At 34.5% G+C, this 16626-nt stretch carries 11 protein-coding genes; 10 read left to right on the forward strand and 1 reads right to left on the reverse strand.

Features of this window, described 5'->3' with window-relative positions; all coding sequences use genetic code 11:
* The first annotated feature begins 253 nt into the window (after positions 1–253).
* The 6 genes from CW357_RS14540 (at position 254) to CW357_RS14565 (ending at position 7705) form a co-directional block, all read left to right on the forward strand.
* Positions 254–1750 carry a serine hydrolase domain-containing protein gene (locus CW357_RS14540; protein WP_119415432.1) on the forward strand — a complete coding sequence of 499 codons (1497 nt, stop codon included), beginning with the start codon at positions 254–256 and terminating at the stop codon, positions 1748–1750.
* A 183-nt stretch (positions 1751–1933) separates the two neighbouring features.
* Positions 1934–2071 (forward strand): YfhE family protein, encoded by a 138-nt coding sequence (locus CW357_RS14545; protein WP_119415433.1) that lies wholly within the window; start codon positions 1934–1936, stop codon positions 2069–2071.
* A gap of 178 nt (positions 2072–2249) precedes the next feature.
* On the forward strand, positions 2250–3089 hold the full coding sequence (locus CW357_RS14550; RefSeq protein WP_124218418.1) for a DMT family transporter: 840 nt from the start codon (positions 2250–2252) through the stop codon (positions 3087–3089).
* Positions 3090–3235: 146 nt separating this feature from the next.
* Positions 3236–4096 (forward strand): aminoglycoside phosphotransferase family protein, encoded by an 861-nt coding sequence (locus CW357_RS14555; protein ID WP_119415435.1) that lies wholly within the window; start codon positions 3236–3238, stop codon positions 4094–4096.
* A 417-nt stretch (positions 4097–4513) separates the two neighbouring features.
* On the forward strand, positions 4514–5941 hold the full coding sequence (locus tag CW357_RS14560; protein ID WP_124218419.1) for a protein adenylyltransferase SelO: 1428 nt from the start codon (positions 4514–4516) through the stop codon (positions 5939–5941).
* A gap of 381 nt (positions 5942–6322) precedes the next feature.
* Positions 6323–7705, forward strand: coding sequence for a polysaccharide pyruvyl transferase family protein (locus CW357_RS14565; protein ID WP_124218420.1), 1383 nt, complete (start codon positions 6323–6325; stop codon positions 7703–7705).
* A gap of 244 nt (positions 7706–7949) precedes the next feature.
* On the opposite strand, the gene CW357_RS14570 is transcribed toward CW357_RS14565, so the two are convergent.
* The gene (locus CW357_RS14570; protein ID WP_124218421.1) at positions 7950–10985 is read right to left on the reverse strand and encodes an efflux RND transporter permease subunit; all 3036 of its coding nucleotides are present in this window, start codon (positions 10983–10985) and stop codon (positions 7950–7952) included.
* Between the two features lie 514 nt (positions 10986–11499).
* Between CW357_RS14570 and CW357_RS14575 the strand changes: the two genes are divergently transcribed.
* From CW357_RS14575 to CW357_RS14590, 4 genes are all read left to right on the forward strand, one after another.
* Positions 11500–13239, forward strand: a complete 1740-nt coding sequence (locus tag CW357_RS14575) for a methyl-accepting chemotaxis protein (protein ID WP_124218422.1) — start codon at positions 11500–11502, stop codon at positions 13237–13239.
* Positions 13239–13991, forward strand: a complete 753-nt coding sequence (locus tag CW357_RS14580) for an SDR family NAD(P)-dependent oxidoreductase (RefSeq protein WP_119415440.1) — start codon at positions 13239–13241, stop codon at positions 13989–13991. Before CW357_RS14575 ends, CW357_RS14580 begins: the two co-directional genes overlap by 1 nt.
* Before the next feature lie 24 nt (positions 13992–14015).
* Positions 14016–15521, forward strand: a complete 1506-nt coding sequence (locus tag CW357_RS14585) for a sodium:solute symporter family protein (protein WP_124218423.1) — start codon at positions 14016–14018, stop codon at positions 15519–15521.
* A 240-nt stretch (positions 15522–15761) separates the two neighbouring features.
* The gene (locus CW357_RS14590; RefSeq protein ID WP_119415442.1) at positions 15762–16607 is read left to right on the forward strand and encodes a pyridoxamine kinase; all 846 of its coding nucleotides are present in this window, start codon (positions 15762–15764) and stop codon (positions 16605–16607) included.
* Positions 16608–16626 lie beyond the last annotated feature (19 nt).

The raw sequence follows: 16626 nt of genomic DNA on the forward strand, positions 1-16626 counted from the left end.
CGGGAGTTAATCACTCCCTCCTACTCGATTGCGCGGGAAATTTACGACATTATTGCTGCGTGTTCACGATTAAAGTGAATAGTTCTGGATTAGTATCTAATTTGGATAATTGTTTTTGAATATAATAAGTAATACCAGGAGGATGTAGTTTGAGTAGAGGATATGCAAACCATGCTCGATCAGTGTGCTTATTAAGTCCTTGCATTAGCAGTACTTACATCTTCGTCTAAAAAGTCAGAGGTGAATAATAATCATGATCAATATTCATGGAATCGTCAAGGCTCCTTTGAATGAGATTGATCAAATCATCCAAAATGCGATTCATCTGAACGTTATGCCAGGTGTTGTTGTTTCAATCGCTACAAAAGGAATAACTTTGAAAGAGCAAGCCTATGGATATGCCTACAGATATTTGGATGATCAGTTTACAGAAGCAGAAAATCCAATATATATGAGGAAGGATACCATTTTTGATATTGCATCAATCACCAAAATCTTCACATCTATTGCAGTTATGCAATTATTTGAAGAAGGTACATTATCGATAGAAGACGCTGTTGTAACGTATATCCCTGAGTTTGCAGAAAATAATAAAGAGAAAATTACAATTCGTCAACTACTGACACATACGTCTGGATTTGAATCTGGAATCCCACTATATAAAATGGGGAAAACAAGAGAAGAACGAATAGCAATCGTTTTAAAGCATGGTCTTGTCAATCTTCCAGGTACAAATTATAAGTATAGTGATTTAAATATGATTACATTAGGCGTTCTTGTTGAGAGACTAACAGGACAAAGATTAGATGAATATATAAAGCAAAATATAACAGAGCCATTAGGTATGAAGGACACAATGTTTAATCCACCAGCTTCTTTAAAATATAGAATTGCAGCTACAGAATCCCAACCTTGGACTGGCAGAAATCTAGTATGGGGACAAGTTCATGATGAAAATGCATGGTCTATGGATGGAGTTGCGGGCCATGCAGGTTTGTTTTCTACAGCGCATGATTTAACAATCTTAGGACAGATATTTTTAAACAGAGGTAAATATGGTCAAACACAAATATTAAAGCCATCTACAATTGCCTTAATGGAACAAAATATGATTCAAGCAATCCCGGATACTGAGCATGGACTTGGATTTGAATTGAACCAAGGCTGGTATATGGATGCACTAAGTAATGTAAATACAATGGGGCATACAGGCTTTACTGGAACGTCTTTAGTAATTAGCCCTAAAAACAACACTATCGTCATTTTACTTACCAATCGCGTACATCCAACGCGTCAAACAACTTCGATCAATCAAACAAGGAGACTTGTAGCAAGAAAGGCAGCTGATGCTATTCCTGTCGCTATTCCAGGACATCAAAAAGCGTGGTTTGCCGGATTTGGAGACAACAAAAAATCAATCCTACAAGCGAAAGTAAACATACAAAAACCTTCCATTCTTACATTTCAAACTTGGTATCAAATTCAAAAAAATAAGGATTTCGGCAAAGTCGAAAGTTCTCAAGACGGCATTCTTTGGCGAGAGCTCGACACATTTACAGGTATTAGTAATCGATGGCAAAAACAATCGACATCTTTACCAATAGGAACGAAATTTATCCGTTTTCAATATTCTACAGACGACTCTGTCAATGGCAGAGGATGGTATGTTTTACAACCAAAAGTAAAAACAGGTAACAAAGAAATCCTGCCACAGTTTACTAGTAATGATTGGATACAAAGAGATTGGTGATAGAAGTAGGAGTGGGTTTAAAATAGCTCACTTCTATTTTTTATTTTGATTGAAAAATTTTTTGGATTAATGAAACATAATAAGACTAGTGCTTCTCTGATTTTTTTACTGAAAAACCCTCATGTATATCAATCGTTACATAGGAAAAACTGAAGTAGATAATAAAGAAGGGAGTGTTACTATTTGAAGGATGGTAAGTTACCACATCAACAGTTAACAACAAAAGATAATGGATTGACATCGATGCAAGAAGTCACTTATCGAAAAGAATTCAAACGAGCAGATAGTGCAACAGAACAAAACAAAAAATTGAAAAAGTAAAATACAAATAAAAGGATCTTGAATGTGCTTTTTCAAGATCCTTTTTTGAATTAGATTTTCTATTTCATGTTTATAACCTACCAATTTTATACGAGAAATGATGAATTTCTTAAATATTGCTACATGAACGCAATCTTCATATTAAAATAAGCAATAGCAACTAGAGAGAAGGATTTTTATGTGGATTGTTACAGCAGTTTTGACGATGTTCTGTTTTGGCATCAATAATCTAATTTTTAAAGCAATATCAGGAAAAATGATGTCGAAAGTACATATGCAGTTTTTCTTCTACCTGATCGCATTTTTGTTAATGGTAGGGTATGGAAGTATAAAAGGATTTGCTCCTTTTAATCTATTAACAATAGTACTTGGAGCAGTAATCGGTATATTAAATGCGAACGGGAATATTCAAATGACAAAGGCTTTTGAAAATGGACCTGCAAGTTTAACATCACCCATTATTAGTACATATACAGTCATTCCAATTTTAAGTGCTGCACTAATTTTCCATGAACATATTTCACTCATTCAATGGATTGGTATTATAGTGATGCTTGGTTCAGCAGCAGTTATTCAATATAGTCCAGGTAGCACAACAGACAATATCAACTATATGCCTTGGATGTATCGGATTTTACTATCTATTTTATGCTTTGGCGTTCTAGGTATTTTGATGAAAACTTCATCACACTTACAAATTGATTCCATTAATACGCTATTTTGTATGTATGGTGGTGGTACTGTTTATTTAATTATCCAAAGCTTGGTGACAAAGGAAAAATGGCACCGCTCTGAAGTGAAAATTGGAGCAGTGATTGGCTGTTTCAGTGTAGTAGGATATAGCAGTTACTTTTTCTCATTAGATACTGGTATCGCAAGTATTGTATTCCCAATCGTCAGTCTAAGTTGTTTAGTTGTCGTATTAGGAAGTGTTTTACTGTATAAAGAAAAAATGAAACTCTATCAAATTATCGGTGTTTTAACGGCAATTGGTGGAATTGTTTTGACAAAGATTTAGTGACTATAAAGGTGCTATCCTTATTTGAGAATAAGGAGCACCTTTTTTTTTTTTTTTTNTTTTTTTTTTAATAGCCCTCTTAAATTACAGAATTTTTAAATTACTATATAATTATGTGATGAATATAAAAGAGAGGGTGAATATAAATGTTAAATCGTGTGATAGATCAATTTAGATTAAACGTACTGTCAATTGACAATGTTGAAGATTCTCATAGTTCAACTGTCTATAAATGTAATTTGTTAAATGGTGAAACGGTCTATATCAAAATTCCTTATACAAAATTGAAGTTTCAACGTGAGTTAGAAGCATATCAAATTTTAGAAGGGAAGGTTGCTATTCCGAAAATGCTTGATTATTGGGATGGTGATGAGGATTGTATAGGAGCATTTTTATTATCAAGATTACCGGGAATACCGTTAACACCTCAAGTCTCTTCAAAATTAGCTTTCCAAGTGGGTGTCCTTCATGGCTCAATACATAACATTAACCCAAATGATCAAAATATAGAATGGATACAAAATGAATTTTCCAGTTGGTCGAATTTCGTAGAGCGCCAATTTTATAGTTTCGCAGAGGATGTAAAGAAAGTACTGGATGAAAGTTTATACAATCAGGTTATCCAAAAATTTGAGAATATGAAGAAACAGTTAGCACCACCTGATGGACCTAGTTTTATACATATGGATTTTCGTCCAGCAAATATTATTGTTGATGGAGATCAAGTTTCAGGCGTAATCGATTTTGAAAGTGTACGATTTGGTTCAACAGAAATAGATTTCACCAAGATAAATCGAGACTTTTTACGCTTTGACCAAACATTATACAATGCATATAAAGAAGGCTATAACAGTATTCGACCATTGATCAATTTAGAAGAAACATTGCCCTTTTATCAGTTTACAGATGCCTTTAATAGTGTTGGTTGGTGTAAAAGACGTGGTATAAAAGAACATAGAATGTTTTTGGAAGAGAATTTAACTATTTTAAAACGTTTGTGTCTATAAAAGATAAACAGTTTGATTGAATTTTATGGAAATCAAGCTGTATTTTTATTATGGATCGATTTAAAAGGTACATATAAATATAGTGTTAGGACTTAAATTTATTTTTTCGCGGGACAGAAGTAGAATATCGCGGGAGAGTAGCAAAAAATCGCGGGAGTTTAATAGAAAACCGCGGGAGAACAGCCCAAAACCGCGGGAGAGCACCAAATATAAAGCAAGACTAAAAAATGTATCACCTTAATAGCTGTGAAATGATATGGATATGTAAAGAATTAATGCAAATACTTATTGATAAAGTTTTTGTTTATAATGAAGCACCTACTGATGCAAGATTTTCTAAATAATACCTAAACCAGCATTACTAAAGTTTTTCCTTTATACTGTTTAATAAGAATATGTAACAAGCGAGGAGAAAATATGCAAGAACATCAAAGTTATATGTTGCTACCATCTTCTTTTTATAAAGTTGTACCATTAAATCCAGTGAAGAATCCTTCTTTTTTAGTTGTAAATGAACAATTGGCAGAAGAACTGGGGATTGATGTCAGTATTTTAAAGAGTGAGCGAGCATTGCAAATTTTTGCGGGGAATGAGATGCCGGAATCTGCAGCGCAAATAGCACAAAGCTATGCAGGTCACCAATTTGGACAATTTACAATGCTTGGCGATGGACGAGCTATATTAATTGGTGAAGAAGGAACAAAGTTAGGTTTAAGAGATTTTCAATTAAAAGGATCAGGGAGAACGCCTTATTCACGTGGTGGGGATGGACGCGCTGCAGTAGGGCCAATGTTAAGAGAATATATCATTAGTGAAGCTCTACATGGACTTCATATTCCAACGACGAGAAGTTTAGCTGTTGTTAAAACAGGTGAACCTGTATATCGAGAGCGAGTGTTAGATGGTGCCATTTTAACAAGAGTAGCATCTAGTCATTTACGCGTAGGTACATTCCAATTTGCACGTCATTTCTGTGATCATGAAGACTTACAAGCCCTTGCTGATTATGCAATTCAACGCCACGATTCTATACTTGCATCTCACGATAATCCATATGCTGATTTTTTCAGTAATGTACTTTATCGACAAGCGAAGTTGATAGCTAGTTGGCAGCAAATTGGTTTTATCCATGGAGTTATGAATACTGATAATATGACCATCAGTGGTGAAGCAATCGATTTTGGACCTTGTGCATTTATGGATACCTTTGACCCAGCGACTGTTTTTAGCTCCATTGATACAACGGGACGCTATGCATACGAAAACCAACCAAAAATCGGTAGCTGGAATTTGGCACGTTTAGCGGAAACCTTATTACCACTTGTGCATGATGATGAGGAGCAAGCTTTAACTATTATGCAAGAAAAACTTGATGAATATCCAAAAGTATTTCAGCATTATTGGCTTGAAGGTATGCGTAAAAAATTAGGTTTACAAGTAGCAATGGAAGAAGATGCCTCATTAATAGATGAACTATTAACAATGATGTATCAACAACAAGCTGATTTTACGAATACATTCCGTAGCCTAAGTACGGATGAAGCACAAGACATTTTCGAAACAGAAGATTTTAAAACGTGGCAAAAGAAATGGTATCTTCGCTTACAAAAAGAAAATACATCATTAGAAATGGCAAAGTATTCGATGCGTAATATTAACCCAGCGATTATTGCAAGAAATCATTATGTAGAAGAAGCACTCAAATTTGCAGAGCAGGGTGATCTTTCATATGTAGAAACATTAGTCGATGCTTTACGTTCACCCTTTACAGTAAAAAAAGAACATCAACATTTACAAAACCCTCCAAAAGAAAACGGACCGTTTATTACGTATTGTGGTACTTAAGAACTGTTCAGTTTGAATCTGAGAAAAATACGAAAAACCAGACTCTGGCCTTCAAGCTAAAGTCTGGTTTTTCTTATCTTCACTTTAATGTGATTCAGCAATAAAGTGATTTTGAGTATGACATCAAAAATTAATAATTTTATTATATGAAATGAATATGTTACATAAATGTAATGACAATATAATTAATTCATAAAAATGTATATATATTCATTATAATAATGCAAATTTGTATAATTATTAGTGCCGTTTTGAATGAAAATATAAATATTCAGTTGTGGTGTTAAATAATAATTTTTGGATATTAGTCAACTGCTTATCTATGATGATATGATATTTTTATAGTAGAGATGAAACATTTTTGGAAGGAGAATCATTTTTTTGAAACACTATTTAATACGTGCAGGTATGTCACCATTTGACAACTTTACGCCTGCATATGAAATTGTTAATAATTCAATTGGTAGTAATGTTGGAAACCTTGTCTATGCGTATAGCATATTCCGAACACTTACTATGGATGATGTAAAATTGACTCCCGATTATTATAAAATTGAACCCAAAAAAGCAGACTATATAAATGATACATATGATGGTTATATAATTCCACTAGCAGATGCATTTCGTCCTAAATTTGCATCGAAGCTGGCCAAATATACAGAATTGATCAATCGGTTGAATATACCTGTGTATGTAATTGGAGTTGGCTTAAGTGCGGATTTTGAACCAAACTTAGATGAAGCCTATCCATTTGATGAGGAAGTAAAAGCATTTGTTAAGGCTGTTTTAAAAAAATCAAGCATAATAGGGGTGAGGGGTGATATTACCTCACGCTATTTAACGAAATTAGGATTTAAAGAAGGCGTAGATCATATTGCAATTGGTTGCCCATCAATGTATGGGTTTGGGAGAGATTTGAAAGTTCGAGAAACGACCATTACAGAACAATCCCTTGTAACAATTAATAATTCGCCTAAATCACCAGATAATGTTTTGGATTTTATTGAACGAAGTGCAAAGGTTTTTAACAATCATTACTATATCCCACAATGGCTTCGTGAGTTACGTATGATATACCTTGGGGGACCAAACTTATCTAAAAAGCGTAATTTCCCCGCCAATATAGAACATTCATTCTATCAAGAGAATCGTGTGCGCTATTTTACAAACGTACCAACTTGGCTCGACTTTATTGGGAAGGCCGATCTAAGTTTTGGTGCTCGTTTACATGGGAATATTGCTGCGATACTTGCGGGTACACCAAGTATAATTATTCCAAAAGATGGTAGGATGCGAGAGCTAGTAGAATATCACAATTTGAATTGTGTATGGCCACAACAAATTAATGAACAGACTCAAATTTTAGATATAGTAGAACAAAGTGATTTTCAAAAAGTTGCAAAATCAGCACCTGCCAATTTTGACCGCTATATTCAATTTCTTGAGCAGAACGGATTGGATCATATTTACAAAGAAAATCCCAATCCTACAGGCACTTCATTCGATCAAAAAATTCAAAGTATCGATTTTCTGCCATCGGTTAAATCATTCACCAAGTGTACACATGGGGAAATGATCGATAGATGGCTTCAAATAGTAGAAGAAGAAAACAAGCTTGAAAAGACGAAATCTAAAGTAATTCAAGAAGAATTACAGAATAAGATAATACAACTTAACAAAAAAATTAAACATCAAGAAGGAACATTAAATCGAAAATCTGTCAAACTGGCATTAAAGACTGCAAATATCTTTTCAAAAAAGTAAGCTCACAAAGCAGATTAATAATATCTTTCTATCAGACATCTAAAAGAAGTGTTTAATTGAAGTCTTCTGGGATACACGTGCAAAAAAACTCTTAAAAAAAGCCGTGCATTTGCACAGCTTCTTTAAGAGTTAATCATTTATGAAATGGCAACTTACACAGGTGCTTTGCTTAAATGGAAGTTGGAAATCACTATACAGATTGAACTTCATATCGGAAGACAACATGACTAAACAACGGTTGAATCTACTTCAGTTGAATTTTCTTCAATAGTCTTTTTTCCATACGCTGTTTTTTCGACTTCCTAAAGTAAAGCAATTCATATACACATGGAATTACAATAAGTGTAAGTAGGGTAGCCATAGCTAACCCACCGATTACCACAATTGCGAGGCTTTGTGAGACTAAACTTCCTGCTTCAGCTTTCTTCAATAACAGTGGAAGCATCGCACAAATCGTTGCTACTGCGGTCATAAAGATAGGTCGCATCCTTGTAGCTGTTGCTTCGATTAGTGCATCACGAATAATCATCGTGCGTTCATTTTGTCTGACACGGTCTAATAGTACAATGGCATTGGTCACTACGATGCCTATCAGCATTAAAGCACCTAAAAGAGCAGTTATATCGACTGGTATTCTGCTGATTAAAATACCTAAAATGGCACCAATTGCAGCAAGTGGGAGAGAGCACAGAATGGCAATTGGAGTTTTAATCGATTTAAATGTAATAATCATGATCAAAAATACAATGCCAATTGATGCTAGCATAATAAGAAATAAATCGGCAAAATCACTTGCTTGATCACTACTAGCTCCACCGACTAGAACTTTTATATTCTCGGGGATATCTATACCTTTTTTCTCATTATTATCACCGAAAATCACTATATTAATATCTTTTGCTATATTAGATAGTTTTGCAGGATCTACTGTTGCTGTAACGCGAAGGTATGGTTTTCCATCTTTATGGAATTGAGTCGTTGAAAGTTCTTCGCTTTGTAATGTCGCGATGGAAGACACTGGTACTTGACCTGCACTTGTGATAACTTTTATATTTTTTAAATCTTTATCTGTTTTAGTGTCTATGAAAGGTTCTAGAAAGACTGTTTTTTGTTTGTCGTTAACATTAATCGTGCCAATTGGAGTTTTATTTAATAGGACACCTAACTGTTGAGCAATTTGTTCCGTGTTTCCTTTTGCAGGATCCACAGTAAAGGAATAAACGGTTTTCTTTTGTTCTTGATTTGTGATTACTTTATCGACACCCTTGACATGTTGTACTTTTTCTTTAATATTGGTGGCTACATTTTCAAGCTCTTCTAAATTATCACCAACAACATCAATGGTAATATTTGTACTCGCTCCACCCATCATAAAGGAGGATGCCGTAACTTCTAAAGTGGCATCTGGATATTGTTCTTTTTCCTTTTCTAACTCTTTGACTATTAGGTCTGTATCCTTTTTATTGTCCAACAGAATACTATAGAATGCTTGTGACGAAGATCCTACTACACCATATTGTGCATCTTCTGCAGATGAGCCAACCTGTGTAAAAACTTGGTTGACCTTATCCATTTTTTGAATAGAAGATTCAAGTTCAATAGACTTTTCTTTTACTGTTTCAAATGGCGTGTCATCTGGATAAGTTAGTGTTGCTGTAACGTAATCTGCAGAAGAATTATCAACTGCACCTTTTGGAATGATAAAGTAAGCGCCAATTGAACCGATAAAACAGAACAATGAGATTGAGAAGATTATCCATTTGTGGTTTAGGGACCAATTCACGATTTTTGGAAAACGAACAGCTGGTTTATGTTTCGGTAGTTTTGTATTTTTTAATAATCCGGCGCTCATTAATGGGACAACTGTCAATGCTACGAGCAAAGAAGCGAGCAAGGAATAGGTAACTGTTAACGCGAAAGGTAAAAGGAATGCTTGTAAGCCTCCACTCAATAGACTCATAGGTAGAAAAACAGCTACAGTTGTTAAGGTAGAAGCAGTAATGGCAACGCCTACTTGCTTTGTTGCATCGATTACCATACGGATCGAGAATTTCTCTGTTTGCATTTTACGGAAAATATTCTCAATCACAACAATACTATCATCCACTAATCGCCCAACTGCAACAGCGACACCACCTAGCGTTAGAATATTCAATGTAACGCCAGACCTTGATAGTAGGAAGAGGGTAAGGCAAAGTGACAATGGAATCGATACAATCGTGATAAAAGTAGTTCGGATATTGCGTAAAAAGAGCATAATGACAATGGTTGCAAACAGTGCCCCTATGAGTACTTCTTTAATCATCGTATGAACGGAGTTTTGTACCAAATCAGCTGAGGAAACATAAATCACAGATTCCTGCTGATCAAATTCTTTATTGATTTCTTTGGTTACTTCTTCAACTTCTTTACTTATTGCCACTGCATTGGATTGACTGTCTTTTGTAATGTTAATATTTAAACTGTCTTTTCCATTAAAGCGACTGATGAAATTTGTATCTGTAGATTCTTTAATAGTTGCGATATCGCCAAGTGTAACATTAGGTGCTACAGTTAACTCTTTAAGTTTTGCAATACTTGATACGTCACCTATAACTTTAATATTACTTGTTTTACCATCAATATTCTTTTCACCAACAGCTACTGCCGTATTTTGTCCTTGAAGAATCCCCATAACTGATTGAAGTGTAATTTGGTTTTGACCCATTTTTTTCTCATCTAAATGGACTGAAATACTGGAATTCGTAATCCCGTATACATCTACACTAGAAACCCCTTTAATCTCTTGATAGCGTGATTGAAGTTCCTCTCGTGCAAACTCTTTGTTTTGATCCGTCAAACCATCTTTAAAGGTGACAGCAATGTTAACAATTGGAATCATTGAAGTATTCAGTTGAGAGATGATTGGTTTTGAGATATTAGTAGGTAAAGTCACATTACTAATTGCCTCTTCTACATCTTGTTTCGCTTGTTTCATATCATAATCTGATTCGAAGTTTAAATCTATTTTTGAAAATCCATCTCCAGTCGTTGAATAGACGGATGTTTTTCCATTTAACCCTTTTACTGCCCGTTCAATGGGAATGGTAACTTCAGATTCCATTGTTTTAGAATCTGTTCCTTGCCCCATCGAAATGATGGTAACTTGCGGATTATCCGCAGATGGTAAAAATTCCATAGGTAGCCTAAAATAACTGACAGCACCGAGTACTAATATGAGAACTGTCAAAAAGGCAATGGCAGGCTTGTTACCAAAAGCCCATTTAGTAATATTCGACATAATAAACCTCCTCTTAAAAACAGATTAAACACAAATTAAAATATACGATGAATGTAGAGCGAAATATCACACTTTTTCGAAAAAATACATACTTTTTAATGATGCACCATAACATTGCCCCCTTTTTCCATGTCCTCTTTAGTAATTGTAAGAAATATTAAAAAAATCCATATCGGCCCTGACGTGTATTTTTTCTAAGACCTGGGACTTAGATGCAAAAGAGAGATAAAAATAGTGGGGGATGATTGGAGATTAAATAATTCTTTATATATACAAACCCTCTAACGATAAATAGTTATTATTTACTTGTATTAATGAAAAATATTGAATATAATAGGACATTTTATTGATGTTAATTAGAATATATGGTATATTTTCAAATGGTTCAATTTTAGTCTTTTTGTAATATAGGAAAATGATTTTTTAGGAATAAATAACCATTTAAGATAATTATTTTATTACTTGAGGTTGCTAATTGGATTCACATTAGTTGAAGGAGATGTAAGGACTTACTATGAAATTTTTCAAAAAGCTGTCACTAAAAAACAAAATTTTATTAACAGTTTCTATAATTGTCATTGCACTTTTCGCAGTCATTACAACGCAAAGTATTACACAATTACAAAGTCAGATGAAGACTAGTCTTAAACAAGAATTAAAAGGTGTAGGATTATTAACTTCTATGAATTTAAGTCCTAAAGAAGTGTCTGATTTACTAAACATAAGTGGAGGAAACGATCAGAGATTTCTTAATGTACAACAAAAGCTAGATAACATTAAAGATAAGCAAGGTGTTATGTATTGGAGTTACATTTGGAAAATGGAACCGAATGGAGTTACCACTCTCGGTTTTACAAAAAATTTAAATGAAGTTTATAAAGCAGGAGAATTATTTACGGACCTTGCGCCAATACATGTAAAAACTGCAAAACTTGCTATTAAGAATGATCGACCAGAAGTAACAGATATTTTCAAAGATTCATATGGTTCATGGCGAACTGTCTTCACGCCTTTAAAAGATGAAAGCGGAAAGACTGTAGCAGTATTAGGAATCGATTATTCAGCGGATTATATTAATAAGATTATTATGAAAAGCATTATTAAGGAAATTGTTTTAGCTATTGTAGGTCTATTAATATTACTGGTCATTCTTTACTTTACAATCGACCGTTTACTTAAACCACTAAACAATGCAGTTGTGGTTGCAAACCGAGTGGCAAATGGAGATTTAACTCATGTAGATTTAAAAGTCTCAAATGATGAGGTAGGAAAACTTTCACAATCTATTCAAACAATGGTGAAAAATTTACAACATATCATCTCAAATATAAAAAATACATCGAATAACGTAGCTTCTTCAGCAAGTCAATTAACAACAAATGCAAATGAAACTTACGACCAAGTTACACATGTTTCGAAAGAGATGGAAGTAATCGCACAAAATGCTGAAACTGCTTTGGTTATGACAGAAGAAACAGCTCTTGCTATGGGAGAATCAGCAGAAAGTATACAAAAAATTGCAGAATCAGCTTATACAGTTTCTGAAACATCGCAACTTACTACCGATGCAGCGAAACAAGGAAATGAAGTGATTCAGCAAATTATAAATCAAATGAATTTAATAAGTGAATCTGTAAAACAGATGGATGAAACAATTCGAGGACTAAATGACAACTCAAGTAAAATTAGTGGTATTGTCAATTTCATCACCGATATAGCAGATCAAACCAATCTATTAGCACTTAATGCTGCTATTGAAGCAGCTAGAGCTGGTGAACATGGGAAGGGATTTGCCGTTGTTGCAGGTGAAGTCAAGAAATTGGCTGAACAATCATCTCATTTTGCTTCAGAAATATTCAAGATTATTAATGAAATTCAATCTGAATCAGATGCTTCCATATCAGTTATGGAAAAAGGTAAAGAGAATGTTAAAACTGGATTAGAATATACAACTCAAGCAGGTTCAATTTTTAAAGAAATATTGAATTCTACTGAAGATGTAGCTCAACAAATTCAAGAAATTTCAGCAGCATCACAACAAATTTCAGCGGCATCTGAAGAAGTGGCAGCATCTCTTAACAATATGAAGACAACTTCACAACAATCTGCAGAGTTTTCACTAAATGTTTCAAGTTCAACAGAAGAGCAATTAGTTGCAATGCAAGAAGTAAAAGATGCTTCCAATACTTTAGGTCATACAGCGGAAGAATTGCAAGCACTTATTACGAAATTTGAATTAGAGGATGACAAATAATGGATTTAAAACTAACAGGAAAGAATGTACTCATCACAGGTTCTAGTATGGGGATTGGTAAAGCCATCGCATTAGCATTTGCTGAACAAGGTGCCAATGTTTTGATCAATTATGTAGGCAATGATCAAATTGCAGAAACGACGCGTTTAGAGGCAGAAAAATTCGAAGTAAAAGCATTTAAATACAATGCGGATGTATCTGATTCAAAGCAAGTAAGTGAAATGTTTCAGTACATGGACAAGCATTTAGGAGACATTGATATCCTAGTTAACAATGCAGGAATTGCGCAAAATGCTCCTATAACAGAAATGACAGATGAACAGTGGGACAAAATGATAAAGGTTCATCTCTATGGAAACTTTTATAATTGTCGAGAAGCTGCAAAAAGAATGTTAAAGAGAAACAAAGGTAAAATCGTCAACATTTCTTCTGACCTAGGAAGTTTAGGATGTGAAGAATATGCACATTACTCCGCTGCTAAAGGTGGTATTAATGCATTTACCAAATCATTAGCAAGAGAGCTGGCTCCACATATTAATGTTAATGCAGTTGCACCGGGCGCTACATTTACTGATATTTTAGCAGAATTCGGTGACAACTATGTTGAGGAAGAGTCAGCAAAATATCCATTAAAAAGATTAGCCCAACCAGAAGAAATTGCTAAAAGTGTCTTGTTTTTAGCATCATCATGTGCTGATTTTTATACAGGACAAATTTTAGGCCCTAATGGTGGGGGCGTTATGAATGGATAATGTTGTAGTTAAGGAGTAATGGAATTGTTGAATATTATTGTTTTTTCATTGTATTTGATTTTTATATATTTTATTGGTTTTAAAGGATATCGACGTGTCAAAACGGCTGAGGATTTAATCGTGGCCGGTTGGAGTATGCCGTTATCTGTTGTAACTGGAAGTCTGATTGCAGCATTATTAGCTGCTCCATTCTTCTTTGCTGCTGTCGGTTCAGGCTACACTAGTGGTGGATTTGAAGGATCTGCTACTATGGGTGGTCTAGGTACATGTATGATTTTAGGCGCATTAATATGGACCAAACCTCTTAGAAGATTAAGAGGTTGGACATTAGCAGATTATTATGGTTTACGATATGGTAGTAAAAAATTAGGTGCCTATACAGGTATCGTAATGGCTATCGCATTTGGTGTTTTCAATGCTGGTGCATTAACTGTTGGTGGAACCTATATTATCCAAACCCTTTTACAAATTGATTTTTTACCAGCTGCTTTATTATTCGTATCTTTGACAGCTTTATATTCCGTTATAGGTGGTTTATGGGCAGTTGCATATACTGAAGTAGTACAAGGAACACTTGCGATTCTTGGAATTTTAGGTATTTCGATTTTCATTATGTTCAATTATCATGACATTACATTTAACCCAGACTGGTGGAATATAAGTGAATTGTTCAATAAGGGTGGAGTAGAATTTTGGACGCTCTATTTAGTTTTAGCGCTTGGTGATATTCCAGCTGTAGATTTAGGACAAAGGGTAGCTGCTGCAAAAAGTCCAAGAGTAGCACAAAAAAGTATGATTATCGCAGGGATTGTCATTATAGCTATCAGTTGGATGCCTGGAATGTTAGGAGAAGCTTTTAAAACAATTTATCCTAATAGCAAAAATCCTGAAACACTTATGTTAGCATTCGCGCAAGGTTACTTCCCACCATTATTGTCAGCTATATTCTTAACAGCGATGGCTGCTATGGGTATGTCAACTGTTGCCGCTTGTTACGTTGCTACTTCAGGGATTGTGACGAAAAACATTTATCTCGATTTTATCAATAAGAACCCAGACTCAAAAAAATTATTATTATTCTCTAGAATTATGATTCTTTTAAGTGCTGTATTAGGCTTTATATTAGCTGTTAGTGCACAAAAAGTAATCGATTTAGCTTATTTAGCTTGGGATATAATCTTTGTTACGATATTCTGGCCAATTGTTCTTGGACCTTTCTGGAAGCGTGTAAGTACACCGGCTGTTTGGGCAAGTATTACTGCTGGACTTGCCTATTATATTATTACATCACTTACACATGTTCCTGGACCAAAAGTTGAATCAGATGGATTTATCGGGTTGTTAAGTGAGTTATGGCTCGTACCTGGATTTTCAGGTGTTGTCATATCAGGAATTACAATTGTTGTAGTGAGTCTCATCATACCTCCTTCACAACACGTTCTCGACATGCATAAAATCGAGCGAGATGAATCATTGGATGAAGTAGGAAGTAAAGATGAAATAGAAGAATTAAAAAAAGCTACAAACTAATTAGATAACAAATTATCTATTTTCGTAAATAATACAAAAACATACGACTTAATGAAACTAGATAAAATATAGTTTTCGTTAAGTCGTATGTTTATTTATAGAAATTCGATTGTTATAAGAAGTAAGATAAAAATCTATATAAAACTAAGCGCTAGTAATTCAGGGATTTTCCCTGCTCTTTTTTTATGGTACGATAGTTAAAGTTTAAGCTAGATACAACTTTTGGAGGGTACTGGTTTTATGAAAAAGGTCGCGGTAATACAGGATTTATCATCTTTTGGAAGATGTTCATTAACAGCTGCTATTCCCGTTCTTTCGGTAATGGGTACACAAGTCTGTCCTTTGCCAACTGCTATATTGTCTGCACAAACTGGTTATGCAAGCTTTTTTTGCGAAGATTTTACGGATAAAATGCATTACTTTGAGGATGAATGGAACAAGATGGATGTAACGTTTGAGGGCATCTACACAGGCTTTGTAACAGGCAAAAAGCAGATTAATAATATTTTCCACTTTTTAGATACATTTCAAACTAAAGAAACAAGTTTACTGGTGGATCCGGTAATGGGTGATATGGGCATAGCATATAAGTTTTTTACAGATGAATTGCTAGGGCAAATGCGGGAGCTTGTGAAATATGCTGATGTAATCACACCGAACGTGACAGAATGTTGTCTATTAACGGGATTATCTTATGATAAGCTACATAGTTATTCGAATAAAAAGGATTTTATCAAAGCTATAGAGGAAGCCGGCAAGATGTTACAGCAAGAAACAGGTGCCAAAGTCATTATCACGGGAGTTAATCCTCCGATAAACCTTAATGAGAAGTTAATAGGAAATATGTACTTAGATGGAAGTAAGACATTTTATGATGCCATCCCGTATAATGGTGAAAGTTATTCTGGCACAGGAGATTTATTTGCATCAGTCATTATGGGGGGCATGATGCGAGGGGATGATTTAAGAAAATCAGTTCAACTTGCAGAAAGTTTTCTAAATGCTGCCATCAGCGATACTTCCTTGGAACAAACCCCAAAAGAAGCAGGCGTTAACTTCGAAAAATACTTAAGAATGTTGTTGTAAAAGTATATAGGATTTTGAT

Origin of the sequence: Rummeliibacillus sp. TYF005 (assembly GCF_003844195.1) — a bacterium.
GTDB lineage: Bacteria > Bacillota > Bacilli > Bacillales_A > Planococcaceae > Rummeliibacillus.

Coding starts and splice junctions, on each gene's coding strand:
- CW357_RS14540 (WP_119415432.1), top strand. CDS start 254: ATGATCAATATTCATGGAATCGTCAAGGCTCCTTTGAATGAGATTGAT.
- CW357_RS14550 (WP_124218418.1), top strand. CDS start 2,250: ATGTGGATTGTTACAGCAGTTTTGACGATGTTCTGTTTTGGCATCAAT.
- CW357_RS14555 (WP_119415435.1), top strand. CDS start 3,236: ATGTTAAATCGTGTGATAGATCAATTTAGATTAAACGTACTGTCAATT.
- CW357_RS14560 (WP_124218419.1), top strand. CDS start 4,514: ATGCAAGAACATCAAAGTTATATGTTGCTACCATCTTCTTTTTATAAA.
- CW357_RS14570 (WP_124218421.1), bottom strand. CDS start 10,985: ATGTCGAATATTACTAAATGGGCTTTTGGTAACAAGCCTGCCATTGCC.
- CW357_RS14575 (WP_124218422.1), top strand. CDS start 11,500: ATGAAATTTTTCAAAAAGCTGTCACTAAAAAACAAAATTTTATTAACA.
- CW357_RS14580 (WP_119415440.1), top strand. CDS start 13,239: ATGGATTTAAAACTAACAGGAAAGAATGTACTCATCACAGGTTCTAGT.
- CW357_RS14590 (WP_119415442.1), top strand. CDS start 15,762: ATGAAAAAGGTCGCGGTAATACAGGATTTATCATCTTTTGGAAGATGT.